At 61.1% G+C, this 23,644-nt stretch carries 20 protein-coding genes and 1 pseudogene; 4 read left to right on the forward strand and 17 right to left on the reverse strand.

What is annotated here, in order from left to right:
• Nucleotides 1-31: 31 nt before the first annotated feature.
• The 5 genes from ACSQ3Y_RS33505 to ACSQ3Y_RS33525 all read right to left on the reverse strand — a co-directional run bounded on the left by ACSQ3Y_RS33505 (nt 32) and on the right by ACSQ3Y_RS33525 (nt 4,980).
• Nucleotides 32-553, reverse strand: coding sequence for a hypothetical protein (locus tag ACSQ3Y_RS33505; protein WP_436180361.1), 522 nt, complete (start codon nt 551-553; stop codon nt 32-34).
• Between the two features lie 363 nt (nt 554-916).
• Nucleotides 917-2,641: a phosphoadenosine phosphosulfate reductase domain-containing protein gene (locus ACSQ3Y_RS33510; RefSeq protein WP_436180362.1), complete on the reverse strand. Its 1,725-nt coding sequence runs from the start codon at nt 2,639-2,641 to the stop codon at nt 917-919.
• A gap of 232 nt (nt 2,642-2,873) precedes the next feature.
• The gene (locus ACSQ3Y_RS33515; protein ID WP_436180363.1) at nt 2,874-3,416 is read right to left on the reverse strand and encodes a hypothetical protein; all 543 of its coding nucleotides are present in this window, start codon (nt 3,414-3,416) and stop codon (nt 2,874-2,876) included.
• Nucleotides 3,417-3,488: 72 nt separating this feature from the next.
• Nucleotides 3,489-3,938 carry a hypothetical protein gene (locus ACSQ3Y_RS33520; RefSeq protein ID WP_436180364.1) on the reverse strand — a complete coding sequence of 150 codons (450 nt, stop codon included), beginning with the start codon at nt 3,936-3,938 and terminating at the stop codon, nt 3,489-3,491.
• 199 nt (nt 3,939-4,137) lie between these two features.
• Nucleotides 4,138-4,980, reverse strand: a complete 843-nt coding sequence (locus ACSQ3Y_RS33525) for an SOS response-associated peptidase family protein (RefSeq protein WP_436180365.1) — start codon at nt 4,978-4,980, stop codon at nt 4,138-4,140.
• Nucleotides 4,981-5,726: 746 nt separating this feature from the next.
• Between ACSQ3Y_RS33525 and ACSQ3Y_RS33530 the strand changes: the two genes are divergently transcribed.
• Entirely contained in the window at nt 5,727-6,029 is a 303-nt protein-coding gene (locus ACSQ3Y_RS33530) for a hypothetical protein (RefSeq protein WP_436180366.1), read from the forward strand.
• Between the two features lie 1,370 nt (nt 6,030-7,399).
• On the opposite strand, the gene ACSQ3Y_RS33535 is transcribed toward ACSQ3Y_RS33530, so the two are convergent.
• The 3 genes from ACSQ3Y_RS33535 to ACSQ3Y_RS33545 all read right to left on the reverse strand — a co-directional run bounded on the left by ACSQ3Y_RS33535 (nt 7,400) and on the right by ACSQ3Y_RS33545 (nt 10,889).
• Nucleotides 7,400-7,648 carry a hypothetical protein gene (locus ACSQ3Y_RS33535; protein WP_436180367.1) on the reverse strand — a complete coding sequence of 83 codons (249 nt, stop codon included), beginning with the start codon at nt 7,646-7,648 and terminating at the stop codon, nt 7,400-7,402.
• 183 nt (nt 7,649-7,831) lie between these two features.
• On the reverse strand, nt 7,832-8,155 hold the full coding sequence (locus ACSQ3Y_RS33540) for an H-NS histone family protein (RefSeq protein ID WP_436180368.1): 324 nt from the start codon (nt 8,153-8,155) through the stop codon (nt 7,832-7,834).
• Nucleotides 8,156-8,765: 610 nt separating this feature from the next.
• The gene (locus tag ACSQ3Y_RS33545) at nt 8,766-10,889 is read right to left on the reverse strand and encodes a S8 family peptidase (protein WP_436180369.1); all 2,124 of its coding nucleotides are present in this window, start codon (nt 10,887-10,889) and stop codon (nt 8,766-8,768) included.
• A gap of 171 nt (nt 10,890-11,060) precedes the next feature.
• Here ACSQ3Y_RS33545 and ACSQ3Y_RS33550 point away from each other — a divergent pair, with 171 nt between their 5' ends.
• From ACSQ3Y_RS33550 to ACSQ3Y_RS33560, 3 genes are all read left to right on the forward strand, one after another.
• Nucleotides 11,061-11,645, forward strand: coding sequence for a hypothetical protein (locus ACSQ3Y_RS33550; protein WP_436180370.1), 585 nt, complete (start codon nt 11,061-11,063; stop codon nt 11,643-11,645).
• Nucleotides 11,646-11,668: 23 nt separating this feature from the next.
• Nucleotides 11,669-12,601, forward strand: coding sequence for a hypothetical protein (locus ACSQ3Y_RS33555; RefSeq protein WP_436180371.1), 933 nt, complete (start codon nt 11,669-11,671; stop codon nt 12,599-12,601).
• A 189-nt stretch (nt 12,602-12,790) separates the two neighbouring features.
• Nucleotides 12,791-13,534: a DNA/RNA non-specific endonuclease gene (locus ACSQ3Y_RS33560; RefSeq protein WP_305743229.1), complete on the forward strand. Its 744-nt coding sequence runs from the start codon at nt 12,791-12,793 to the stop codon at nt 13,532-13,534.
• A 110-nt stretch (nt 13,535-13,644) separates the two neighbouring features.
• Here ACSQ3Y_RS33560 and ACSQ3Y_RS33565 read toward each other — a convergent pair whose 3' ends face one another.
• From ACSQ3Y_RS33565 to ACSQ3Y_RS33605, 9 genes and pseudogenes are all read right to left on the reverse strand, one after another.
• Complete coding sequence (locus ACSQ3Y_RS33565) at nt 13,645-14,331, reverse strand: thermonuclease family protein (protein ID WP_436180491.1); 687 nt, start codon at nt 14,329-14,331, stop codon at nt 13,645-13,647.
• Between the two features lie 192 nt (nt 14,332-14,523).
• Nucleotides 14,524-14,649 (reverse strand): annotated as a pseudogene (locus tag ACSQ3Y_RS33570) (YHYH domain-containing protein); the annotation flags it as partial.
• A 223-nt stretch (nt 14,650-14,872) separates the two neighbouring features.
• Entirely contained in the window at nt 14,873-15,253 is a 381-nt protein-coding gene (locus ACSQ3Y_RS33575) for a hypothetical protein (protein ID WP_436180372.1), read from the reverse strand.
• Between the two features lie 563 nt (nt 15,254-15,816).
• On the reverse strand, nt 15,817-17,064 hold the full coding sequence (locus tag ACSQ3Y_RS33580) for a TolC family protein (protein WP_436180373.1): 1,248 nt from the start codon (nt 17,062-17,064) through the stop codon (nt 15,817-15,819).
• Nucleotides 17,061-17,363 (reverse strand): DUF3240 family protein, encoded by a 303-nt coding sequence (locus ACSQ3Y_RS33585; protein WP_436180374.1) that lies wholly within the window; start codon nt 17,361-17,363, stop codon nt 17,061-17,063. Before ACSQ3Y_RS33585 ends, ACSQ3Y_RS33580 begins: the two co-directional genes overlap by 4 nt.
• Nucleotides 17,356-20,460: an efflux RND transporter permease subunit gene (locus tag ACSQ3Y_RS33590; protein WP_436180375.1), complete on the reverse strand. Its 3,105-nt coding sequence runs from the start codon at nt 20,458-20,460 to the stop codon at nt 17,356-17,358. Before ACSQ3Y_RS33590 ends, ACSQ3Y_RS33585 begins: the two co-directional genes overlap by 8 nt.
• A gap of 1 nt (nt 20,461) precedes the next feature.
• Nucleotides 20,462-21,592, reverse strand: coding sequence for an efflux RND transporter periplasmic adaptor subunit (locus ACSQ3Y_RS33595; RefSeq protein ID WP_436180376.1), 1,131 nt, complete (start codon nt 21,590-21,592; stop codon nt 20,462-20,464).
• A gap of 71 nt (nt 21,593-21,663) precedes the next feature.
• Nucleotides 21,664-22,080 carry a hypothetical protein gene (locus tag ACSQ3Y_RS33600; RefSeq protein ID WP_436180377.1) on the reverse strand — a complete coding sequence of 139 codons (417 nt, stop codon included), beginning with the start codon at nt 22,078-22,080 and terminating at the stop codon, nt 21,664-21,666.
• 234 nt (nt 22,081-22,314) lie between these two features.
• Nucleotides 22,315-23,631: an MFS transporter gene (locus ACSQ3Y_RS33605; RefSeq protein ID WP_436180378.1), complete on the reverse strand. Its 1,317-nt coding sequence runs from the start codon at nt 23,629-23,631 to the stop codon at nt 22,315-22,317.
• Nucleotides 23,632-23,644 lie beyond the last annotated feature (13 nt).

The following is a 23,644-nucleotide window of genomic DNA, read 5'->3' on the forward strand; positions in this document are numbered from 1 at the left end:
TATGGGTTGGCCGAAAGAGCGGCCGCGGCGGCTAGGCTACCGCGGTTCGTGTGGCCATGGCGCGGATCTGCGCCTGGATCACCTCTACACCGGCAGTGCCGAGCACCGGATGGAGCTCAACTGCGCAAAGTGCCAGCGCGATCTCCAGTTCATCGTTCGCGGCTTCCTTCCCTGCTGGGGCCAGGTAGACGCGGCTGACGGACTCTGCATTGGACGCGCTGATGTCGTGGTCGACGATTTCGATCACGCCGCCGGCCTGGATGAGCGGGCGCAGGCCGTCGCAGAGTTCGTCGAACTTCTCGGGCTTGTCACCATGGCCGCCCCCTTCGCAGGAGACGTTGAAGATGATCTTGCCATCGGATTCCAGGGTGACGTGGGACTCGCCCATGTCTTCCGAGGCCTCGCCGGTGGCGTCACCAGGTGCAGCTTCCGCGAGCACCACACCGAATTCGATGAGGAACGGTGCGAAGGCGCAGAGGATCTGCTGCAGTGTCACGCCTTCCTTCACTTGAAGGTTGGTGTGGGTGCGAATGGACATGTCGTGACTGCTCATGTTTAGCTTTCTTGCTGCGTTCCGCCTTAGGGCAGGAACAGTGGATAGTGGTGCGAGGTCCCGAAGGGGACTCGCGCGGTGTTGGGTGGCTGTGGCCCTGTCCGTCTATGCGGTACAGAGGCTCAGATGGCCCAGCGGAAACAGTTCGTTCAGTGCGGCTAGGAATGCCAGGTCGGTCGTCTCCTTCGAGGCCCCGATAGGCGTTTCAAAATCAACTTGAAATCGCTGTCCGGCGATGACAATCCAGCCCGTGTGAATGCACTTGGTGTGTGCCTTATTTCACGGAAATGCAGCCTTCGCTGCGTTGTGGCCTTGCGGCCGATTTCTTGCGCTTGCAAGCTCGACCGAGTGGCGGCGGTGCCGTCAGATCAGCTGCTGCTGGCGCTGGTACAAGACCGTGCATCGAGCGATGAGGTCCTGCAGGTTCTGCTGGCCATGGAGGCCGTGCTGCTGGCGCCACTGGGTGCGGCGCATGATTTCGTCGGTTGACCGGCTCTGGCCCTTCGCGACGGTGATGATCCCCATGCGCAGGTATGTCTTGAACCCTTCGGTCCAATCTCCATTCGCGATGTGGCAGTAGCGCTCGATGTAATCCTCGGCCAGAACGCCAATGAAGTCGCCTGCGCCTTGCGCGTCGACACTGAATCGATCACCGTCCTCATAGTCGGCGACGAGAGCTCCGTTGGCCAGTGCCCTGAGGGCTACCCCGCAGGATTCATGGAAGAGCTCCATTCCGATGTCCCGCAGCCCTGCAACGCTATTGAGACCAGTGGCCTCATACCAGCTTGTCCCCACGTGGATCCTTCCGACCTTTGGGACGTCAGACTTGGGTACGCGCTCGATGATTGGCGCTTCCTTTAATCCGCCCTCCTCCACTCCGGCGAGGAGTTTGAGCGCGTAAAAGGGTGGCCATAGTCCGTACATTGACCATCGTGCGTCGATCGCGATGATCTGCTCAAGGCTCATGATCTGGACACCCGACAGCCTTTCAGCGGTCAGGGTGTAGACGAACAGGTCCTGGAGCATCTCTGGCGAATAGGTATCCGCGCCCACTTCGATGTGTCCATCTGGCGAGATCGAGCGCCCAACGAATTGCCTGCGTGACCAGTCGTACTGCGAATTGCTGATGAAGTCCCTGAGGCGCGCTAGTGGTCGCATGTACGAGTAGCGTGCAGGCTCCGAATCGATCATCTGGTGCATTGACCGATCGTCTTGGACGCGGGTACAACTCCAGCAGCCTGTGCGAGCTCCGCACGGCTTGCGGATAGCCGCAGAACGCATGTCGGCGACGATGACGCAGCTGGTGCCAGAGGCAGCTGCATAGAGCTCCAGTGTCATCTTGAAATCGCTGTAGCTCTCAATGGCCCCAGAAGAACAGTAGGCCAAGTAGGCGAACACGTCGTCGGATTCAAAGTCAAGGATGGGGGATGCCCGCATCTCACCATAGTCGTTCAGCCAGATGCCCTCGGCCACTTCGCCACGGGCTGCAATCTTGGTGTCTCTGACTGCGGACTCGTCGCTTCGAACACCTGTCATCAGAACCGGGTCCTTCCAGATTCCACCCGCGGCCAGGACTTGTTGCTTGGCCGAAGCGATCAGCCGATTTGAGACCGCGATCTTGAGGTCCGTCGTGCAGTCCGCGCGTGTTGACCCGAACGAAGGAAGCGCGCGGCCACCCAATGTACGCACGGGCCAGCTTTCATTCAGTGCTGGTTGCCCGAGCAGGATGGTTACATCCAGTCCATGCTTCTGCGCGTACTGGCGCATCTTTTTGATCTCGCTGTACGCGAGTGCAGAGACTTCTGGGTTCTCCACACCTGTTTGGCTGTGGAGGATGTAGATAGGTGGGACGTTGCCCCCTGAAGCCTTGAAATCTCGTGCCGCATTGAGCACCAGGCTCAAAAGTACGGACGAGTCTTTCCCGCCCGAAAATAGGCAGTTTGCCGGCCTTCCGGCGCGAAAAATCTCAGTAATCCTCCTCGTCGCTCGAGCCTCTGGCTCTTCCTGGGCGAAGCGGATTGGGGTGAGTAGATTCTGTACCTCCGGCCTTTCGGTCAGATGTGCACTGAACAACTCCATGGTTTCCATTTGGGCTCCTGACGGAGCACCACCACAAGGGGCAGTGCCCCTGTGGGTGAATGGATGGCAGCGATTCTTTCGAGCTGCCGTGATAGATGCCGACTGGCGGCATGCGAACGCAAAGCGTCAACCTGCGAATTGTGGACAAAAACCGAACACCAATGCAAGCAGGTGCGGTGCTGGGGCCCGCTGGGCGGCCCATTCCGTTGTCACCTTGCCGGCCGGCGCCACAGCTGGCGGCTTAGGTGCCGCCTCGCACGAGTACCTCTGCTGCCAGAGCCAGGTCTTGGCTGTCCGGAAAGCGCCGGTAAATCGCGGCAATCTTGGCTAGGTGCGCTTCCCTGCCTTCCCATGGGGCAGCGGCTTGGGCGCGAATGGCAGCGTGAAGCCGCTCGGTGGCATGGGGTGGAATCGAAAGCGCCCTTATCGCCTTGAGAATCCCTGTGGCCGCATCTACCAGCAGCACGGTGAGTAGCGCTCGCTCTTCGCCGGTGGTTGCGTCGGGTATTGCCCTCGATGCCTCCGGAACCTGGTGGATCGAGAAGGGTGTGTCGGACCAGCCACCGGCGCCTTCGATGCGCCACACCAGGTCAATGACCGATCCATCCACAAAAAGGCCCAAGTGCATTGGCCCGCGCCGGACCGCTTCGATCTCTGCCTCAGTAGGCGAAGCCCAGAAGATGCGCAGCTCGTGTCCGGTGGAAAGGTAGTTGTACTCCGCATTGCCGTCAGGCCAGGAGGTGATGCCGTTGATGTAGGAGGCTCCGATGTTGAGGGCGTGCATGCTGCTGTAGGTTTCTCCGCCGACTTGGACGATGTGGAATTGGGCTGAACTGGCGTTGGTTGTCCACGCGGTCTAGGAAGGCGATCCGTCGTAACCAGTCTCGTCGATGGCATTGCGTGCCGCGAGCAAGATGGCATGGACCTTAGACCATGTCCGCTCCATGTGCGCTCGGGCCCTGTCCTGGGCTGACCGGCGTTCCTGCCAGATGGCGTCCTGTGGATACTCGGCGCTTGCCAGCGCGAGCATTTCAGTGAAATCAGCCGGATTCTCCGAAATGCCAGCGGTCTGGTTCAGCTCGCCGGTCCGCTGCTCGAGCATGAGCGTTTTGGTAGCGAAATCGTCGGACGCCCACAGCCAGGACCGGGCAATTTCTTCGTGGCCGATTGTGCCCAAGGCACCAAGCACCTGGAGCCTGATTCCCTCACCCAGTGCGGCAAGGTACTGTGCTCCTGCGAATGGGAGCGTGACCGTGCCGTTGGTCGTTTCGAAGGAGACTGTCTTGGGTAGCGGGCCGGTTGTCATATCGCTGGTGGTTCCTGAGCAGATTGGCACCAGTATTCGCTACTTGAGTGATCCGTCAAGCCCGTGCCGCGCTGCGTTGACGCCCTTGGAACGACGGGGACACGGTGAACTGAGGGCTGAGAGCCATGGGTGAGACACGCTGCATCCGCTTGTGCGCGGCCGGCGCGAGTTTCCATCACAGGGAGTGGCCGTTGGAGGGCTAGGCAGCTATCCGGTGCTCGTAGTAAGGCCGTATCGCTTCCTTCTCGCGCAGGATGCGATAGCTCTCTGCCAGGTTGTTGCGGTCTGGCTGCAGCCAAGCGTCCAGATTGGAAGGATCGATGGGGATCACGCACCGATCGTGCCCCGCCTGGCTGACCTCCGGTGGCGGATCGTCGGTTACCAGCGCCACAGAGTAGAGGTCCTCTTTTCCAGGGGCCGTCCAGTGTGCCCACACGCAGGCCAGCAGCATGTTGTGCTCAGGCCGTGGCTTGAACTCCAGGATCACGTCCTCAACCTTCTCGCCCTCTGCGAGTGCGCGCTGCTCTGCGCGGTGCCTGTTGACGTGTTCGTAGAAGGCGCTGGCGAGAACGACTCCATGGGTGATGCCGAATACGCCGGACCAGTAGCCTTCCAGGGAGGTCATTCTTGCGTTGTACGTACCAGGAAAGCGGTGATCGTTCGCCTCTGGCTTTCCCGGCGGCCGGCACAAGTACCGCATCGGCCTCAGCACACGCCGTCCGTCTTCCCAGATCATCACAGGGAGGTAGTAGCCGGGGTAGATCCGTGAGTCGCTATCGCGTGGCTGGGCCCGGTTCAAGTGCGCGAGCTTCTGCAGGGCTCCCTCGATTTTGTCCGTGGCGATGCGCCGCTCTTCGCTCCACTTCTTGGTGAGCTTCTGGACCAGCTGGCGATCGGCCTCGACAAGACGCGCCTTTTGCTCAAACACCAGCTGCTGGAGCCGCACCGCCTCTGCCTCGCGGTGCTGACGGACTAGGGCAGCGATTTCCGCCATCTTCGGATCAGGGTCGTTGAGAAAAGCGTCCTCGAGCGCTTTGGGCACTGGTAGTTTGGCACCCCCGTTCCTACGGACGAAAAGTCGGTAGAACTCACGGATATCGATGTCGACGCCGTAAGCTCTCGTGTACCGCCTGAAATCCGCCCAGGTTTGAGCGCTGTAACACACGACCGAACTCCTATCGTTGCTGGTGGTCCTAGGGTATTGATTTCCTATGTTATCGCGTTTGCTCCACCAAGCGCTTCGCGGGCAACCTCTGCATGCCAATGGCGTCTGCCTCGTACCCCACGGTGCCCTGCCGAGTTTTCGTGGTCGGCGCTAGAATTGGTGTAGCACGGCACTTGCTGAGCCGCTGGGCATCTCCCGGCCTTTCCACTGGCCTCCCGAGGCCAGACCATCGGGGCGCAACGGTTTCCGTCTGCTGACCTTGATTCCCAACATCCCCCACGGGCAAGCCATTGCCCATTGCGGCATGGAGCCTGTTCCAATCCCAAGGAAGAATTCCATGCACATTGCAACCAGGGCTGAGCCGCGCTCGCCTAGCGGTGCCGGGCGGTCCATCAGCGACGACGACCTGTGCTCCGAATGCTCAGCTTGCTCCTATCGCCCCGGCGAAACGAGCTCCTGTGCCAAGGGATGGCCCACGTCGCCATCACCTGACGGCTACATCACATCCTGCGCGTTCTACGCTTCGCAGGAACGCCGGTCCCAGTAGGACCGGCACCATCAACCCGGTCGGGCAGCACAGCCCGACCGGGGCAGCTGCTCGCCACACTCTGGAGACTTCCAATATGGCTCAACAGCAGATGAGTTTTGAGATCGCGGCGGACGAACCACCACTCATGGCCGAAGGTGAGATTCGCAACGCCGGTGAATGGCAAGTGCGCAATTTCCGCGGCTTTCAACAGGCCCGTGAAGGGCGTTCAGGTCGTTGGCGCTTCTATGTCTGCGGCTTCGTGCCGACGAGCTCCGGCGTCGCCGGCAGTTGCACTGTGCTCCGGGCCGACGGGACCAAGGAGTCTGTGAAGATCGACGCACGCGACCGGATACTGGTCGCTGGGCAGTGGTATGGCCGTGGGCATTGGAATCACTGAATGGTCACCACCATTACTCAGGCCCAAGCCGGGTACCCTGGACCCAAGAGCCATGCGCTTGGTACCGCTGCCACTGAATACGTGATCGGCTATGCCTTTTCTACGAGCGAGGCAGCGGTGCTTCACGGCTATAGCGCAGCAGGGTGCTTTACCGTGTCTGTGGGCACGAATACTGCTGCCTTCGCTACGCCTGCAGCTGCCTCGCATGCTGCATCGCTGACTGGGCTCAAGCCCGGCCGGTGGTCGATAGACCACCCTGACAACCGGTCGTTGGCATGCGCCTCGGCCTTCTTACCGATGCCTTCTGCTTCGTCTCTGACGCCGCAGTAGGCCGTAAAGACCCGGTCGAATAGGCGACCTTCAAATGAGCCTCGGGCGCGATCTATCGATCGTGCCCGGGGCTTTTTGCGTTTCGAGCGGCGGTTCTGCGCCCGAGGCTGATCAGCGAGAATCTGGCACTCGGGCAGCTTGAACGGAACAGATATGCACGCATCCCCCTCTTCCCCCCGCCTTCTGGCCATAGTGGCGGTGGAGCCGTCTCAGCGTGTGCAGTGTCAGCAACCAGCCTGCAATCACGGGGTCTATGCGGCCATCCACGTTGTCAGGGATGAGGGGCGCGTTCTGGTGTTGGGCTCCACGTGCTTTGAGAAACGATACGGATCGTCCTCTGCCCTGGGCAGGCCAGCGTATGACAATGCCGGTGGATCAGGCCGTCGGCTCACTGCGGAGGAGCGGCGCCTGCTGGTGGAAAACACCGCAGCATTGATCGCCAGGTTTGAGGACGAGACTGAACGTGAAAGACAGGCCGCGCTTGAGCAGGAAAAGCTTCTCAGAGAAGCCGCTGCCGCGAGGCAGCCGCCTGCCCCGTCCCCTGCCCTTCGATTCTCTGATGACTTGGGCCCGCCAGGCCGGCGCTGGCCTTGGCCGTGGCACTCGGGCAGCTCGGTCGCGTTGCTCACTTCACCCACTGGGCAGCAGTGGGTGCGGCAGGAGCACCGAGACATGTTCCAGACGTTGGCGCCCTGGCCAGCATTCCGGGGGTGGCAGACTGAGTTGCCGACCTCGGTGGGTACCCCCGACGAGTACCTAGGCGCGCTTGTTGTGAGCGACATTGTTTCGGCGCTGAAGACACTCAAGGGGATGGGCTACGCAGGACCGATTCCGGGGTCGTGGCAGGTCATCCAGCCAAGTCTCGATGGCTTTGCTCGATCAAGGGGGCGCTGGTAAATGGCGACCGTGCTCGCACCCCATCCTGGTCGGGCTGGGGCCCCCACTGGGCTGTTACGCGCTGCTTTGGCAACGTCGAGGCGCGACCTCTGTTCTCCGCGTTGCCCACACATCACCTACCCCTGCAAGTAGCAGCGTGAAACTCAGTCACCCTTCGAACAGTCGGCATCACCAACAGGGTCTGCTGCCTCGTTCTCGTAGGGCTGACCCTCTGCGGCCGCCAGTGCCAAAGTGCCAGCGTCGAGTGCCGACGCCCAGCTGTCGAAATCGCATTCCGATGCCGAGTGGGGCTTGAAGACCAGCGCCTCGTTCGCCTCCTGCTCTAGGACAATCCAGCGGAACGTCTCGTCTTGATCGGGGTCTGGGATGATCTGCAGACAGTAGGAGGCCATAGCCGTCTCCAAATGATTGAATGCGAGTGTACGACGTGCTGCGGGCTAGCCACCGAGGATGAAGTTCGGGCAAGCCTCAGCTCACCGAAGTCCAAGCCGAGGTGGGTGGGACCACTCTGGTAGGGGTAACCTCGGTTTCTATGCAAAACCGGAATTCGAACGAAAAAACCCCTCTGACTACAACTACTTAGCGCTTCGAAGACGCCTTTCGCGAGGCAGGAAGTCTTCAAGTGTTTTGCCGTGCTCCAAGGCTTCGGTCAGCCACTTGGGACGGCGGCCCCTGCCGGCCCATGTGTTTCCATGCGCGTCTCGGTACATGCCCGTCTCGGTGCCTGACGGCTGATCCACTCGGGACGTCTTGCGCGGAGCCACTTTTGATTCTGGCGTACCTGTATGAAACAGGTCGTCCGGCACCAGTTCGAACCTGGCGATCACCTCTTTCATCAGCGGAATGATCTCCTCGGCTTCATGGGCTTCATTCATCGCCTCTTCAAGGCGTTTCTTCATCTGAGTGAGTGACTTGGGCAACGCTATCTCCATAGAGAGTGCTTGGGCGCAACTCCGGACATTGTGACGCTCTGCAAGCACCTGTTCCGGGTGAAGGGCTGCGCAGCGATTTGGTGGCGCTGTGCTTTGATCTGGTGCACGGGCTGGGGTTCTCGGGAGGCTGGGCGAGGACGGCGTCTCTGGCGGCCAGCTGGTCTGGGGCTGGCGGGGTTCAACCTGGGGGTGGAGCCCGGCCAGCTCATGGTGGTGGCGTATCCCTGCTGCTGGCCCGCGGGTCGGGCTACCGCACCGTGGTTGTCAAGGGCGGTTCGGTGGCGCTGATCGTGTGGACGGTGCAGCGCGTGGCGTTCTCAGGCTGAGCGGCGCTTGGCCTACCAGGGCCATGTTTGCTGGCACGTCCATGGTAGTGATCTAGGCCGAGCGCGTCGTTCACACTCACGCTGGTGTTGACGGATTTCAAGGCGGCACAGACGCCAAAGACATAAGGGGCGGCATCGATGTACCCAGCGCATCGCTCAACGGGCGCTGGTGTATGTAGTCAGACCTGTACGCTTGCGACGGCGGTGATTCGACTTAATAACCGTACTCTGATCCGATTTCTTCTCGACGCTCACGGGTACAAGATTCTTGGGGCACTCACGGGGCCTGATGGAAGGGTAAATGGAACAGGGATACTTGCCACGCTGTTTACCCAGCTAACGAAATCGGCCACGGTTGCTGTTGGCATGGTTGATTTATATAACGCTGCAAATCCAGATACATGGGCAGCAGCCTGAGATGTTCCATAATAGTAAAAAATGTCTACATCATCAACTCGCCCTGCACTCAGAATTCGGACCCCAGGTGAAGGTTCCCCACCAGGGGCAAAAATTGTGGGGCTGCTATAGTTTGAAGGAATTCCGAGATTCGAATAACTGGCCTTCATCACTCCAGCTCCGTCGTTAGGTACGGCAGCAACCTTGATGACGAACTCTGAGCACGCCGGCCAGTTGACTCCGTTCTGGATATTGTGATTTCCGGTTGAACTAAAGACAGGAATGTTCGCCCACCTCAGCGTTTGAAGCGCGATGAGGCTAGGGACGCTAACTGCTGCATCGCAATCATTTTGATATGTCGCTACTGAACCAATGCTCATATTGACCACCATCTGTGCAACTGGTGCAGAAGGACCGACACTTCCACCAGACAACTGAGCAACCCATTGAAGAGCTTTTGTTATATCTGTAAGAAAGGCTTGCTCCGTATTGGCGTTCATGTTGTACGAAAAAACGTTAATAGAATGAAGCGATGCATCGGGAGCAACTCCTTGCAAATTTCCATTGTCGACAAGCGGGGTTGAACGCCCCGCTGCAATGGCAGCCATATGTGTTCCATGCCCACACTTGATATTTAAGTTGATCTGCTGGCATTTGATGGCGTTGGAAAGTGGTTCGCCGGAATTGGGGGTGGTAGCAGGACTGTCACCATTGAGCGTGATGTTTTTTCCGGGGCATATGGATGTGTACCCGCCGCTATCTGACCCAAAGCAGTCCTGGGCTACTACCCGCTTCGCCGAGCCATTCATTAGCATCTTGTGATCACTGCGCACCCCATGATCTATGATGACGATCGTTTGGCCTGCACCCCGTACCCCCGCTGTCCAAGCGGCTGGGGCATTTATCTGCGGAGCACTTGCACTCAACTTCGTCGTGGCAATAGGTCGGTTTGCCTGTGCGTCCAGAATTCGAGGGTCGGCATTCAACTTCAGTCGCTCATACTGATCGGGCAGCAGGGCCACCTCAAAAATTCCCTGGAAGTCGCTGACCGGATCTTCCTTCGAAAGCGATATCCCAACAGCCTCAAATATTTCCTTTGCAGCTGCTCTGTTTGCCTGGGCCTGGTAGCGAGCTGCAGTCGCCTTGTAGAGCATATTGGGTGAAAATAGAATTCCACCACGAAGGGTAACTAGAAACTCCAGCCGCCCATCAGGCCGCGTGTTGCTCTTGTCAAAGTCTGACCAAGTCGTCTTCCTCGCATCTTTGAAGCCTTTTGGTCTTAGGTTCCGTACCAGATCACTTTCCTGCAAAAAGAGCAACGCGGCCTTATCCACCTTCGCTGAAATTATCATCGGATAAATGGGGTCAACGCGAACGCTGTTGGCGAACTCCGTCCTGTCGGCGACGAGCGCTTTCAGTTTATGGACAACCTCGGGAGCTTGCGATGAGAGTTCCGCGGAAGGGTCAATTGATACGGAGCCATCCGGCAAAAGTCGGTAACTTGTTCCATCGGTACTGAGTACGATATCCGCAACCACCGTGCCTTCGCGATTGATTGCATTGTGCAAGGCAGACAATCCACCATCGAGATCCGAGATTTTTATTCTCATTTTGTCAGAAATATCTCGCGTGAAGGAAATCGCATTCTGACTGTTCTGGAGAATCTGCAATCCTCCGCGTTTTACATAGAGGCCGATTTGGCCTGTGGCATTGCTCCAAAATCCGCCGGAATAAGCTTGATCGCCAAGCTCTGCCTTGAGATTTTCGGTTTTCATCAAAACTCTTTTTGCATGCTCCGACTTTTCCTCCGCCGAGGCGTTTAGTTTGCGAAGCGGATCTATGTTGATAGCAACCCTGACAGCCCCCTGTTCGGAAGCGACAGCGGAGAGGAACGAAAGATCGTTCTGGTCAACCTGTGCGGCGAAGCCATAGGGAGAGGCCGCGAAGAGTGCGAACGGAATCAGTGCACCAATTTTCATTTGAATTCCCATCAATAGCGGATTTCACCAAGCTGCAATGTGAGTGAAGCACCACTCGCCGTGCTGGACGCTGCAGCGAGTGGCGTTCTTGGCTGAGGGTGGGTCGGCCAGTGTGATACCCCCGTGCCGTGCGGCGCAGCGGCCTTTCAGAGTTTTATTTGCTGGCAACGCATGCTGGTTGAGCGGGCAACTCTAAAAGCGTCAATGGCAGTGCCGCAAGCCCGTCTTGTGGTCGACGTGGCAACCTTGTTTGTCTGTTCCTCCCGAGTGCGCTTGCGCAAAACCAGCGCACAGAAGTACCGCGACGAAGATGGCTGTTTTCATGATGTCTCCAAATTGGCCGGTACGTGGCTGGGCCGGTCTACCAGTGCTTTGCAGTTTGTTCAAAAAACGTGGCCAGAGACAGCGGCATCAGGGCAGAAGCCGATAGCAAGGATCAACTCGCACTACACCACGCGTGGTACACCCTGGCAATTTAAATTTGGCATCCAGGGCAGGCCGCACGGCTGCCAATACTGGTGCTCCAGTCCTTTGGGTAACGCTGTGGCGGCGCTGGCCTATGGAAAGGACACCCTTGCACTACCGCGCCAGCAGCTTCCAAAGTGCGACGGTGATCTTCAAAGCCTCCTGGCGACATCCACCAAGACAGCAGACCACAGGGCTTTTCTTCTGGCGCTGGCTCCGATACACTGCCCGCTGGTGTTTGTCGACGCCTGCTGCTCACCACGGCATAACCGGTTCGCCGGCACGACTTGAAGACCTTTTTATCTGAGCTTCCCATGTTCGCGGAGCTCGGCAGTGAGCACCGGGTACATCCGCAGAAACATGCAGGAACGCTTATGCAATTTATCTCTACCACGGCAACCGCCGTCGAAAATCTCAAGCGCGAAGCCAAGGCGTTGAGCAAAACCCCAGGTGTAACCCTTACAGCCGCGCGAGAAGTCGTTGCCAAGGAGCACGGCTATCTGCACTGGAAGCACGTGACCGTTTGCCATGCCCAAACGGGTACCCGCCCGCGCGCCATGGCGCTTCCTCAATCGCTGAAGGACCTGCTGGCTCGGGTCAATGAGCGGCACCCGGCGGTGAGCGACTCGCAAGAGGCCTTCGCGCGCGGGTTTGTGTTCGCCATGGACGTCAAGGATGCTCAGGAGTTTGCCCCCGGCGCTGCTTATGCCGAGTGCAGCGACGGGTGGTACCTCGCGGCCAAGGACCTCTGGCCCGGCTTGGTCCACGCCCGTGATGGGGCCGGGTCCACGTTTGCGGCATCGCAGTCGCCTGAGGATCTGGCCCGGACAGCCATGGACCACGTCCAGAACTACCGGCTTTTCCGCCATCTGGGCCCCACCATCCCGGCCTCCCCCGCCGAGGCCCTTCAATGGGTTGGTGTGCTGACTTCCTATGCGCCCACGCACATCTGGATTGGCGGGAAATTCACGGACTTCGGCGGTGGTTCTCAAACCCAGGGGGCGGGGGCACAATCCGCTACTCTGGGAGCTGCCGTGCATCCCTCCAAGAAGCGCACCCGCTTCGAAAAGTTTGGCCATCTGCTGAACGACAAAGAGCGCGAGTTGTTCAAGGGAATGTCGGCACAGGACCAGGACTTCTGGCTGTTCCAGTTGGCCAAGAAGACCCCGCTCGGCCAGGCTCGATACAAGCCGGTAGACGTGTCGATCACGGTGCCTTGGGGTGCCACGGAGAGTGCTCAGCCCTGAGGCGCGTCGTTGGGGCGCGATTGGCCTGAGCAGGCACTTCAACGCCCCGGCAAGACCCTGCGGCTCCACGGCCCTTCGGCCCTTTATCGGGGCTGAAGGGTGGTTCAATCGGCGGCGTTTCTATTTTCGACGCCGTACGTGAATCTTCCCCTCTCCTGGCCGCGCAGTCTGCGCCTGGCCACCGCCTTGGTGCTGGCGCTTGCTAGCCCCGTCTCAGCCCGAACACCCCACCCGATCTACGACAGCTCGGCGCTGCTCACGCCGCAGCCCACCAGCTTCGCGCAATGTCCACAGTTCTTCGCGCGTGGCATCCCACCTGCAGCGCCACCAGCGCACCGCCGCCGGGAGCTGTGCTATGAAGCATTTGCCGTGCTGCATGACGGCGGTTCCCGTACGCCGCTGTTCGTTGCGCAACGGTTGACCCGAAAGAGCATCGAGGATGCCGACGAGCGCCGGGCAGACAGGTTCTTTTCGGACGCCCGGCTTCCAGCCGATGAGCGCGCGGAACTGGAAGACTACAAACGCTCGGGCTACTCGCGCGGGCACATGGCACCGGCTGGGGATATGCCGACACCGACAGCCATGGCGCAGAGCTTCAGCCTGGCCAACATGGTTCCGCAGAACATCCAGCACAACGGTGGGCCATGGGCCAAGATTGAGCAGGACACGCGGCAATACGTGCTGCGCGCAAAGGGCGAGGTATACGTGATCACGGGACCCGTCTTCACTGCCACCAGCCCGACTATTGGTCGCAACGGCGTTAAGGTGCCCGCCTACCTCTACAAGCTGGTGTACGACGCCAGCACGCAGCGCGCCTGGGCACACTGGCAGGCCAACCGCGAGGGGGAGCGTGTCAGCGCACCGATCAGCTACCAGGAACTGGTCAGGCGAACCGGCATTGAGTTCCTGCCAAAGGCTTCGCCCCAGCACTGAGCGAACCCCATGAACCATCGGGCGTGCGCTGACCATGTCGCGGCGGCAGCACAAGCCCTGTCCACTGGTGCCGCTGCGCAATGCTTGCGCGGCGGCACGGATCCAAGGCCTTAGAAGCCCTCTGCCTCGACCACAGGGAGGAAGTCCCCGTGGAAGCCGACATCCACAACGGTGCCGTCAGGATTGACCAATTCCAGACGTCCGGCCAGGATCCGCACGCACAGGTTGCCTGCATAGCACCTGCCCAGGGCCGTTCCGTTGAAGGTGGTGCCGGTGCCTCCCACGGCATGGTCGGGGAATTTGTGCTCCACCCAGTCAAAGATCCGGTCGTGCACGGCGGCTGTGGTCGGCGCGCTTACATTGACCGCAGGTACTCCGTTCGCCGCGGTCACCGGCCCCACCGCAGCGCGGTACTGCCATGGCGGCATGATGCCTGCAATCGCCCACAGGCCGAGCCTGGCCGCTTGCGCATTGGCCTGCACCGCTGGCAAGTTGCTTCCCGCTTCGAGGTACTTGGTGTAGGCCAAGGCACACCCCTGCGCCACCATGGCGGTGCCGACGTTGCCGGCTGGGGTGGAGACGGAGGCCACCGTTCGTCCGTAACGGTCGGTGCCGTCTCTGCACATGGACACCGACTGGTTCTGCACCAGGTTCGCCAGGCACTGCGTGGCCTGCAGGCCATAGGCCTGGCTGCGCTCAGGTGCGTCGATCTGGTTGATGCGCACGCGCTCCGGACCGGTGGGCGTATTCACCTGCAGCGTGTCGCCATCGATCACCCTGGTGACCGTGGCGGTCACGCAGGACAGTGGTGAGGGCGCAGGCTTGATCGCAGACTCGGGCGGGCCACTTGGCTGCGGAACCGGGGCAGGAGCCGGCACGGGGGCAGGCACTGGTACCGGAGCTGGGACGGGGACAGGTGCGGGCGCCGGTGGTGGCTTGGGCGCTGGAGGGGGGGGTGGTGGCGGAGGTGGCGGCGGGACGTGGCAGTGGCGCAGGCCGGTCTTGCTCTCCACATGGCAGCCATTTGCGTCTGTGCCTCCTGAATGGGCCAGTGCCAATGCGGGGGCAAGGCTGACGGCCGTGAAAAGCAATTGCAGTTTGAGTCGAGATGTCATGGCTCGTGGGAAGTTGTCGTTGGAGACCGCATACCTGCCGGTCTGAGACGCGAAATGTAACTCTCAAGATACAATTCACAAACGATGCAATTACCCATTGGGAATCACGGTGTTTTGCCCGGCGAGATTCGGCCGGCCAGCACGCCCCGAGACGGGTCGAATCTTTGCGCAGGGGACTTGAGCGGTCTCCCCGAAAAGAAAGACAAACGCCTTGGGCATGCGATCAATCCTGCTTTCGCTTGACAAGCGCAGCAGCACAATCCCAACCGTTCACGTAGACGCTTTCCCCGGCAGCGACTGTGACATCGGCAGGGATCGGAGCAGTTTGCCAGCGCAGACGCCCCACTTGTCTCCATTCCACGACTGCGACCTGGGATGGCGCGACCTCAGGACGTTTCGAGCAACGTCGGCTGTAGAACGCCGAGTCGTCCTTCAATGTTTCAACCCTGCTGACTTTGCCCAATCGCCAGCCATCCGCCCAAGGCAGGCGATCCTCGTAAACAGGTGCAGCGCAACCTGCTGTCAGCGCGCACGCAAGCAGCAGGCAGCGCACGAGCAGGCGGCTCATGGCGGATGGCATGGGGAGCATTCGAATGATCAGCATGATGGGATTTCCGGCAATTGTGTTGAGAGGGCCACACTAGAAACAGCAAGGCGTGCTCGCAACACGCGGTGTTGAGATAGCTTTGTGAGCTCATCCTTGATTCATGCGACCGCGCGCGCGCTTTCGCGCGTTTCTGCGTGTCCGAGTTGTGCGCTGCGCCACCCTGCGTAGCCTCAGACGCTCAGCCAGTCTTCGGCTGTACTTGATGCGAATGTCCTGCTCTGGATGGTGCATGAGCCACCAATGCCGCAGCTTCCAGACCACGAACGCTGCCACCAGCATTCCGACCATGACCCATACCAGCTTGCCTGGCATGCCACCAATTATGCGAACCAACATAGGCAAACCCGCTCTTTGGCGGTGACTGCGGCCCAGGCAAGAACAGGGTAGACAAAGTCCCCCATTCGCGCCGCCATGGACGCAGATGTGCCGCACGGTGAACCCGTGCGGCAGCACCGCAGTCCGAGTTCAAATTGGTGCCTGGACATGTCGAATATTCAGAACACCCGGTGAACCCGGGCGCGTGCATGGCATGCGGCGCGCATGCCAGCGCTGGCGCAGCATCAATCTTCCTCCAGCCCCCAGACAAAATGGGCGTCGATCATCAGCCGGCCCTGCGCACGCAGGGCTTCGATGCGGGCCTGCTCGGCAGCCATGGTGGCATCCAGGCCTTGCTTACGGGCCAGCAGCAGGCCTTGTAAGTCCACCTCTCCAAGGCTGTAGGCTCGCTGGGTCAAACGGGCGCTGCTCTGGGTCGCCGACAGCCCTTGCGAGGTCAGGCGCCAGCGCTCGAAGCTGCCCATGGCGGCGATGTAGGTCTCAGCGACCTCCATCTCCATCTCGCGACGCTTGCCATCTAGCCGTGCGCGGGCGGCTTCCGCCTCCTGCAGGGCTTGCAGCATGCGTTCGTTGCGGTAGGTGCCGGCCAAGGGGATGCTGACACTCACGCCGTAGATGCGCTCGCTGCGCCTGGCCTCCGAAGCGACAAAGACCCCCACCGTGGGATCCGGCGTTCGGTCGGCTCGCATGCGGTCCGCTGACAGAGCGGCTTTGCGGGCTTGCCCTTCGGCGATGCGGATCGGATCGCTCTCGGCCAGGATGCGCTCACGCCATTGCGCTTGCCCAGTCTCCAGCGGCCGGGGATCAACAGTGAGTTTTGGAAGCTCCGTGATCAGAGGAAACCGCGAGTTCAGCTTGGCCTGTGCCTTTGCCTCGGCTGTCCCTGCAGCACTGAGCTGACGGTCCATCTCAACCAGATCGGTCGTGGCCAGGTTGACGTCCAGCAACGAGGCATCCCCCGCTTTGCGGCGGCTTTCTACGGCCTTGAGGCTTTCCTGTGCAAAGCCCCTTTGCTCACCGATCACCTCCTTGAGCCGGCGAGCGGCGATAACATCCATCCACAGGTCGGCAAGCGCCCTCGCGGACTCATGGATCGCTTCGCCCAATTTTGCCTGCGCAATTGCGATCTCTACTTCGCCGATGTCGCCGTCCAGCCTGGCTTTGCCGCCTATCCGCAAAGCACGCTCAAGGCCGGCCTCCCATTCGTTGGAGCGCCCGCCGGCGTCATACCGTCGGCTTTGCACGATGGCCCGGGTAGTCCATTCGTGCGAGCCGGACCGCAACGCCGCGGCGCCATGCCCAGCCGCAGCGAGGGCACGGCGCGCTTCGACTACGTAAGGGTCCTGGTCAATCGCCTGGCGGACCAGGGGTGTTGGCAGCAACTCGGGCGCGGAGTCGGTCACCCACGCACCGGCAGGTACGCTCAGAATCATCAGTACGGCCGTTCCCGCAATAGCAATCCACTGTTTCATTCCACTACCCCTTCAGCGCTCAGTTCATAAGCCCAGTAGCACAACCCCGTGCCCTTGAATTTCAGGTGCACCATTACCAGCGTGTTGTTCAATTGCTCCTCCGTGACGATGAGCTGGATCTGCACGGAACTGCTGCGTCCCATGACCTGTTCCACCCCAGAAAGGCGGCCGTGCGGCGTGCCATGACTGAAGGTGGGGGTGCTCGTGAAGACCTGGTCTGACACAGCCGTCAGCAAAGCATCGAGCAGCTTCTCGGCAATATCCGGGCTGCATACCAGTGAAAGACAATGCTTAGGCATGTGCTGCCTCCTGTGCAGGCGCTTCGTTTGGCCTCTTGGGATGGGCGAAGCGCAGGTAAAGAATCGGCAAGAGAATCAGCGTCAGCGCGGTGGCGGTGATGAGGCCTCCGATCACCACGATGGCCAGCGGCCGCTGGATCTCGGAGCCGGGGCCAGATGCGAACAACAAGGGGATGAGCCCAAACGCTGTAATCGCTGCGGTCATTAGCACCGGCCTCAGTCTTCGGCGTGAGCCCTGGGTCACGCACTCCACAAGCGACAAGCCTTCCGCATGCAGCTGATTGAAGTAGCTGACCAGCACCACGCCGTTGAGCACTGCGATGCCCAGCAGTGCAATGAAGCCCACGGATGCCGGCACTGAAAGGTACTCGCCCGTCAGCCACAACGCGAAAATGCCCCCGACCAACGCAAAAGGGATGTTGCTGAGCACCAGCAAGGCCTGCCGCACCGAACCGAAGGTGGAGAACAGCACCAGAAAGATCACTCCGAGCGACAGCGGAATCACCAGCGTCAGTCGTTCGGCCGCGCGCTGCTGGTTCTCGAACTGGCCGCCCCAGGCAATGCGGTAACCGGTGGGCAACTGCACTGCCTGACCGATCTTCGCCTTGGCTTCTTCGACGAAGCCGACCAGGTCGCGCCCCGTTACGTTGGCGATCACGACGCTGTAGCGGCTGCCCATCTCCCGGTCGATCTTGACTGGGCCGCTGTCGCGCTCCAGTTTCGCCAGCTCCTGAAGAGGTACGTTGATGCCGTCCGGCGTGGTGATCGTGAGGGCGGCGAACTCCGACGGCGAGACCTTCACGCCATCGGCTCCGCGCAGGACGATGGGAATGCGCTGGTTCCCGTCAATCACCGTTCCCGCACGCTGGCCTTCGACCTGCACCCTGAGCGCGTCCTGGACATCCTCGATGGACAGGCCATAGCGCCCCACGGCTGAGCGATCCACGATGACACGCAGGTACTGCACACCATCGTTCTCCACGGTGTAAACGTCCTGGTTGCCCGGAACCTGCTTCATGAGGCCTTCGATCTGCCCAGCCAGCTCATTGAGCTTGTCCAGATCGGAGCCGAACACCTTGATGGCGATGTCGCCACGCACGCCGATGATCATCTCCGAGACGCGCATGTCGATGGGCTGCGTGAAGCTGTAGCTGATTCCGGGAAGCTGGTCCAGGACGCCGCGAATCTTCTCGATCAGCGCCTCCTTGTTCGCAACCTTCCATTCCGAACGTGGCTTGAGCACCAGGAAGGTATCGGTCTGGTTCAGGCCCATCGGGTCGAGCCCGATTTCGTCGGATCCCGCACGCGCCACCACGCCCGTGATCTCAGGGATGTTGTTCATCAGCGCCTGGTGGATCTTGAGGTCCAGCGCAGCCGTTTCTTCCAGGCTCACCGAAGGCAGCTTCTCGATCCCTACGATGATGTCGCCCTCGTCCATCGATGGCATGAAGGTCTTGCCCACGAACGAGTACACCACCGCAGCGGCCACCAGCATCAGGCATGCCACCACGTACACGACACGCTCACGGCGCAACGCGAACGACAGCGTCGGCTCATAGGCCTTGAGCAGTTGGCGCGGCAGCCATGGCTCGTGGTGGGCCACCTTGGTCAGCAGGAAGGAAGAAAGCACCGGAATGATGGTCAGCGACAGCACCAATGAGCTGGCCAGCGCAAAGACGATGGTCATGGCCACGGGAACGAAGAACTTGCCTTCCAGGCCTTGCAACGTGAGCAGCGGCAGGAACACCAGCACGATGATCAGGATGCCCGCAGCAACAGGGGCCGCCACTTCACGCACGGCTCGGAACACAATGTGCAGCCGGGGCAGCTTGCCTTTGGATTCATCTGCGGCCTGGTGCTGGACGATGTTCTCGACCACTACGACGGCAGCGTCCACCAGCATGCCCAACGCAATGGCGAGGCCCCCTAGGCTCATGAGGTTTGCGGACATGCCGGCGGCACGCATCAGCAGGAAGGTGGCCAGCGCGGAGAGGGGAAGTACCACAGCGACCGACACGGCTGCCCGGATGTTCCCAAGAAAGGCGCCCAGAAGCACCAGTACCAACACGGTCGCCTCCAGCAGTGCGCGCGATACGGTGCCCACGGCCTTTTCGACCAACTGTGCGCGGTTGTAGAAGACCTTGAGCTCGACGCCTGCGGGCAGGGTCGGCTTGATCTCCTCGATCTTGCGGGTAACGCCTTCCACCACCTTTTGCGCGTTCGCACCGGCCAAGCCCAGCACAAGGCCCTGCACGGCCTCCGCCTTGCCGTCCATGGTCACCACGCCATAGCGCGTGACGCTGCCGTCCCGCACCTGCGCCACGTCCTGCAGCCGTGTGCTGCCATTCTTGTCGTACTTGACGACGATGGCCATCAGGTCGTCCTTGGTGCGGATGCTGCCTTCGCTGCGCACCAGCAGCACCTCGTCGCCTTCTCCAAGCCGGCCAGCGCCATCGTTGCGGTTGTTGGCCTCGATGGACGCCTTGATCTTCGCGGCGGACAGGCCAAGCGCGGACATTTTCACGGGGTCAAGGACCACCTCGAAACTGTGGACCTTTCCGCCCAGCGCGTTCACATCGGCGACGCCGGGGACCGAGCGCAGCGCGGGCCGGATCACCCAATCGAGCAGACTACGCCGCTCTTCCAGCGTCATGTTGGGGGCCTCGATGGTGAACATGAACATCTCGCCCAGCGGCGTCGTCACGGGGGCCATGCCGCCGGTGATGCCAGGCGGCAGGTCGGCGCTGATGTTGGCCAAGCGTTCGGACACTTGCTGGCGGGCCCAGTAGATGTCGGTCCCGTCCTCGAAATCGACGGTCACATCGACCAGGCCGTACTTGGTGACGGAGCGCAGGATGCGCTGTTTGGGGATGCCCAGCATCTCCACTTCGATCGGTATGGCCACGCGGCTTTCGATCTCTCCCGGCGTCATGCCGGGCGCTTTCATGATGATCTTCACCTGCGTGCTGGACACGTCAGGAAAGGCGTCGATGGGCAGGTTCTTGAAGGCGAACCAGCCCGCTCCGGCCAGGAGGGCCCCTGCCAGCAGCACGAAAAGCCGCTGTGCAAGGGCAAATTGAACGATGCGTGTCAACATCTCAGTTGCTCCCGCCCTTGCCTTGCCATGCCGCCTTGAGCGCGATCACGGATGCGGTAGCGATCTCCTGACCGACCTGCAGCCCGCCCCTCACGCGCATCGTCTGCCTGGCGCTGGCCAGTACGGTGACTGGCGTTGCCACGAAGCCCTTGTCCGTGCGCACGAAGACGTAGGCCTTGTCCCCCTGTCGTACTACCGACTGCAGGGGAACGGACCAGCCTTCGTTAGCGCCAGCGAACGGTACCTGCACCTGCACGACCTCCCCGGGCCGAAGCTGCTCAGCCCCCTTGGTGATCGCCGCCTTCAGGGTCAGTACCTGGTTGTCGCTGACCATTGGGCTCACGCTGAGCGCCTCGCCTTGCACTCCGGTTCGCCCCATCACCGTGATCGGTGCGCCCTTCACCGTGGCCATCTGCGCATTGCGGGCCGATGGAATCTGGATTTCTAACCCCAGCTTGCTGAGATTGGAGATGCGCAAAAGCATGTCCGCTTGCTGTACACGCTGGCCAGGCTTGACGGACACGTCTCCCACCAGACCCGCAGCCTTGGCGCGAACGGTAATGGTCGACTCGACGTTGCCCCCTTCAGCAATGCTGCGGATCCGCCCACTGTCCAGGCCCGCCAGCCGAAGCGCTGCCTCGGCCTGGCGCTTGCGCGCTGCGTCCTGTGCTGCGGTGGCTTCAGCCTCCTGCACACGCCTCTCAGGAATGATGCCTTCCGAGAAAAGCTGGCGCTCGCGCTGCAAGGCCTTTTGCGACAGGCGGCTACTCGAATTGACCTCCATCAGCTTGAGTTGCAACTCGCCGAGTTCGGGGCTGATCAGGCGCATCAGCGGCTGTCCGGCCTTGACGGCATCGTTCTCGGCGACCAGCAACTGGTCGACCACGCCGGCAAGGGGAGCGCTGGCTATTTGCTCCTGGCCCGGTGCCAGAACCACACGGGCGGAATAGGCCTGGCCCGACGAGTCGCCGGACTTTTCGAGGCGCTGCACTTGCACGCCCAGGGACTGCATCTGGGCGGCGCTGACGGGAAACTCGTCAGCCGCGAGGGCCGCCAGCGGCGCAGCGATCAGACAAGGGAAGACGAAAACGGCCAGGCGGCCAAGCGCCAGCCGGGAATAACGGTACAGCATCGGAAAACTCCACAAACGACCACAGCCTTGGAACCAGGCGCGCGGTCAGGAAAAGCAAAAGAAAGGGCTTTTCAGGTGTGGAGCGGGGGCGCACGACCCCCTGGAGGCAGACTTCGGAAGGATGGATAGATCGGCGCGACGTAGGTCGGCCAAACGTCCGGTTCCCGCACCTGACCGGAGTCGAAGACCTCGGCGAAGGCAAAGAACAGAGCGACCGGTTCGCTGGCGGCACTCAGTTGACCGGAAGCGGCTTGCAACTGAACGGCCATGGTGGCGTGGGCGAAGAGCGCCAAGTTGTCGCCATCGTCCACATGCAGCGCCTCGGCGCCGGCGCCATCCTGCATCGCACCGATCCAGGAACCGTCGATTCCTGAGTCGTGATGGTGCTGGTGCAGGGGCGAGGCAATCTGGTCCCAGGCAAGAACCAGCACCAGCAGCCACTTGGCAATCCACAATGCGCGCGCCAGCGAGACCGGGGATCGGTTCATCTGGAGGGGGATTTGGCGCAAAGGGGTAGACATAGGGAGCCGTGTTTAGCAGCGGCAATCATTGTGCCCCAGCTGGTGAATTTTCGATCCTGTTGCGGGACAAATATGTGGGGCCTGGACGCGCTTTCGGTGCCTGCTCCCGCGTCTAGCAAGGCCACGTCATCGGAAAAACCTGCGTGGTAGTCTGCATCGCCACCCACTGATTTGCGCCCCTTCGCTCGCTCGCACTGGCGGTTACTGCGGCCAGCGCTGGTGCTCGTCGTCAATGACATAGGCGTGGGAGTGTTTTCGCCCTCCGGTTTGCCCTGCTCCGGCAAGGTGCGGATGGTCTGGCGGCAGGTCATAGTGAGCATGGGGCAGTTCGGAGGGCTCCCGGTCGGGCCATAGCCAGGCAGACGCGGCGATGGCGGCCACCGCGACGATCCCCAGCGATGCAAAGCTTGCGTCCACACCGAATCGGGCGCCCACCCATCCTGCCAGCGGGTAGGTGATGAGCCAGCAGGCGTGCGAGAGCGCAAATTGGGCGGCAAACAGCGCAGGCCGGTCTTCTTCGCTTGACGAGCGGCGCAACAGGCGCCCCGAGGGAGTCTGGGCCAGCGAGTAGCCCAGGCCCATCACAAACCACAGAGGCAGCAACACCTCGTACCGGTTCGCAAGCGCCCAGCCGAGCACGAGGCCCGCCGCGACCACCGATGCGCCGGCGAGCATGGCCGGACGTTCGCGCACGCGGTCGAGCAACCGGGGCAACAGCAAGGCCATGATCATGGAGCCGGCGCCAAAGCAAGCGAGCGCGATGGCAGTGGAAGTCTGCGTCATGCCCATTTGCGACTGCACCAGAACCACAGTGTTCACGATGACCATCGCGCTGCCTGCGGCCACGGCGAGATTGAGTGCCAGGAGCCCACGCAGGCGCGGCGTCGCCAGATAGATCCGCAGGCCCCGCGTAGTGCGCTCATAAATGCTGCGCTTTGGTGGCAGTTTGGCCTTCGGCAGCACGGCCGATATCACCAGAGCGGCCGATGCGATGAAGCCAACTACCGTGCCACCAAACAGGCTGTGGTAGCTCACAAAGGTCAGCAGCAACGCCGCCAGGATAGGGCTGGCCAGCGATTCGAGGTCGTAGGCCAGTCGGGACAGTGAAAGCGCCTTCGTGTAGTCGTTCTCTTCGGGCAGCACGTCCGGAATGGTGGCCTGGAAGGTGGGCGTGAATGCGGCGGATGCAGACTGCAGTACGAAGATCAGCACGTACACCTGCCAGATCTGGGTCACGAATGGAAGCATGAGGGCCACGCCTGCCCGGATCAGATCGAGCGCAACCAGAACCGCGCGGCGGGGCAAGCGTTCTGCCATGGCCGACGCGACCGGCGCGACGCCGATATAGGCCAGCATCTTGATGGCGAGTGCCGTACCCAGCACCGCGCCCGCATTTGCTCCAGCCAGATCGAATGCGAGCAGGCCGAGCGCCACAGTGGCCAGTCCCGTGCCCAACAAGGCGATCACCTGCGCGAAAAACAGGTGCCGATAGGTTCTGTTTGCAAGCACTTCCAACATGGGGGACCTTTCT

This window comes from Acidovorax sp. LjRoot66, assembly GCF_964253305.1.
Lineage (GTDB): Bacteria > Pseudomonadota > Gammaproteobacteria > Burkholderiales > Burkholderiaceae_C > Acidovorax.

Bases quoted from the DNA above. Each gene is read 5' to 3' on its own strand.
- ACSQ3Y_RS33505 (WP_436180361.1), bottom strand. From the start codon at position 553: ATGAGCAGTCACGACATGTCCATTCGCACCCACACCAACCTTCAAGTG.
- ACSQ3Y_RS33510 (WP_436180362.1), bottom strand. From the start codon at position 2,641: ATGGAAACCATGGAGTTGTTCAGTGCACATCTGACCGAAAGGCCGGAG.
- ACSQ3Y_RS33515 (WP_436180363.1), bottom strand. From the start codon at position 3,416: ATGCACGCCCTCAACATCGGAGCCTCCTACATCAACGGCATCACCTCC.
- ACSQ3Y_RS33520 (WP_436180364.1), bottom strand. From the start codon at position 3,938: ATGACAACCGGCCCGCTACCCAAGACAGTCTCCTTCGAAACGACCAAC.
- ACSQ3Y_RS33530 (WP_436180366.1), top strand. From the start codon at position 5,727: ATGGCTCAACAGCAGATGAGTTTTGAGATCGCGGCGGACGAACCACCA.
- ACSQ3Y_RS33535 (WP_436180367.1), bottom strand. From the start codon at position 7,648: ATGGCCTCCTACTGTCTGCAGATCATCCCAGACCCCGATCAAGACGAG.
- ACSQ3Y_RS33540 (WP_436180368.1), bottom strand. From the start codon at position 8,155: ATGAAGAAACGCCTTGAAGAGGCGATGAATGAAGCCCATGAAGCCGAG.
- ACSQ3Y_RS33545 (WP_436180369.1), bottom strand. From the start codon at position 10,889: ATGAAAATTGGTGCACTGATTCCGTTCGCACTCTTCGCGGCCTCTCCC.
- ACSQ3Y_RS33550 (WP_436180370.1), top strand. From the start codon at position 11,061: ATGCTGGTTGAGCGGGCAACTCTAAAAGCGTCAATGGCAGTGCCGCAA.
- ACSQ3Y_RS33555 (WP_436180371.1), top strand. From the start codon at position 11,669: ATGTTCGCGGAGCTCGGCAGTGAGCACCGGGTACATCCGCAGAAACAT.
- ACSQ3Y_RS33575 (WP_436180372.1), bottom strand. From the start codon at position 15,253: ATGCTGATCATTCGAATGCTCCCCATGCCATCCGCCATGAGCCGCCTG.
- ACSQ3Y_RS33580 (WP_436180373.1), bottom strand. From the start codon at position 17,064: ATGAAACAGTGGATTGCTATTGCGGGAACGGCCGTACTGATGATTCTG.
- ACSQ3Y_RS33585 (WP_436180374.1), bottom strand. From the start codon at position 17,363: ATGCCTAAGCATTGTCTTTCACTGGTATGCAGCCCGGATATTGCCGAG.
- ACSQ3Y_RS33590 (WP_436180375.1), bottom strand. From the start codon at position 20,460: ATGTTGACACGCATCGTTCAATTTGCCCTTGCACAGCGGCTTTTCGTG.
- ACSQ3Y_RS33595 (WP_436180376.1), bottom strand. From the start codon at position 21,592: ATGCTGTACCGTTATTCCCGGCTGGCGCTTGGCCGCCTGGCCGTTTTC.
- ACSQ3Y_RS33600 (WP_436180377.1), bottom strand. From the start codon at position 22,080: ATGAACCGATCCCCGGTCTCGCTGGCGCGCGCATTGTGGATTGCCAAG.
- ACSQ3Y_RS33605 (WP_436180378.1), bottom strand. From the start codon at position 23,631: ATGTTGGAAGTGCTTGCAAACAGAACCTATCGGCACCTGTTTTTCGCG.